Consider the following 1261-nt stretch of genomic DNA (forward strand, 5'->3'; position numbering starts at 1 on the left):
CGCCCATAAAGAAAAAGTAGTGAGCTTATTTCCCTTTGCAAAAGTCCGAATCATTCCAAAAGCCAGTCACTGGTTACATGCAGAAAAACCGGAAACCTTTATAGGAATATGTGAACGTTTTCTTACGGGTATCGACTAGACTATACATAACAACACTAGAAAGGTAGTTATGAGTTTACCAACAATAATAGATATTGAAGCTTCAGGCTTAGGAAAGGGCTCTTATCCAATCGAAGTAGGTTTTATTTCAGGTAAGGGAGAAACGGGCTGTACCCTGATAAAACCATTAGCTCATTGGACGAAATAGAACCGGGACGCCGAAGCGCTTCATGGAATATCCCAAGAGCTATTAAAAGAAAAAGGGCGAGATATTGTTAGCGTTGCCCAGTGGCTTAACCACAACCTTGCAGGTCAGACCATATATTCAGATGGCTGGGCTAATGACATGTGCTGGCTGGGTCAGTTATTTGATAAAGCTGAATGTATACAAGCCTTTCGAATTGAATCTTTACTCTCATTGCTTAGCCAGGAAGAACGAGAACAATGGACACCCGTCCACGACAAAGTTATTGAATTAGCAGGTCTGGCGCGTCATCGGGCCAGTGCAGATGCAAAAATGATTCAGGATACTTATGCAGAATTAAAAGGCTTGCCCAGAAATTAACGAACTCGTGATATTTAATCGATTATAACAATGGATCCGGAAATAGGAGTTCAATCTTGCTTTGGATCTATGTTAATCTCAAATGCTACCGTGTAATGCTGTCACGGGAGAATACAACTATATAAAGGGGTTAGGATAATGAAACTTAATAAATTGACCGCTGGTATTGCGATCGTGGCAGTAGGGTTAACTGCACAACAAAGTTATGCAAGTTCAACACTTGATGCAGTAAAAAAGAAAGGTATGGTAAGTTGTGGCGTGAGTGTCGGTTTAGCGGGCTTTTCACAAAAAGACGAGAAAGGGCAGTGGAGCGGACTGGATGTAGATGTTTGTCGTTCGGTTGCTGCAGCGGTTTTAGGCGATGCAGATAAAGTAACTTATCGCCCACTCACTGCAAAAGAACGCTTTGAAGCACTAAAAAGTGGCGAGGTAGATATTTTGTCTCGTAATACTACTTGGACTCATACACGTGACACATCACTAGGTTTGAACTTTGCTGGTGTAAACTACTACGATGGCCAAGGCTTTATGGTATCCAAAAAGCTAGGTGTTAAAAGTGCATTAGAGCTCGATGGAGCATCTGCCTGTATTCAGGCA

General features: G+C 42.0%; 2 protein-coding genes. Both read left to right on the plus strand.

What is annotated here, in order from left to right:
* The first annotated feature begins 445 nt into the window (after positions 1–445).
* Positions 446–664 carry a hypothetical protein gene (locus A3729_RS31210; protein WP_082865098.1) on the plus strand — a complete coding sequence of 73 codons (219 nt, stop codon included), beginning with the start codon at positions 446–448 and terminating at the stop codon, positions 662–664.
* A gap of 138 nt (positions 665–802) precedes the next feature.
* Positions 803–1261 (plus strand): transporter substrate-binding domain-containing protein (locus A3729_RS28230; RefSeq protein WP_156498196.1); only part of this gene is annotated, 459 nt, incomplete at its 3' end.

It is taken from the genome of Oleiphilus sp. HI0043, from assembly GCF_001634935.1.

Bases quoted from the DNA above. Each gene is read 5' to 3' on its own strand.
- A3729_RS31210 (WP_082865098.1), top strand. From the start codon at position 446: ATGTGCTGGCTGGGTCAGTTATTTGATAAAGCTGAATGTATACAAGCC.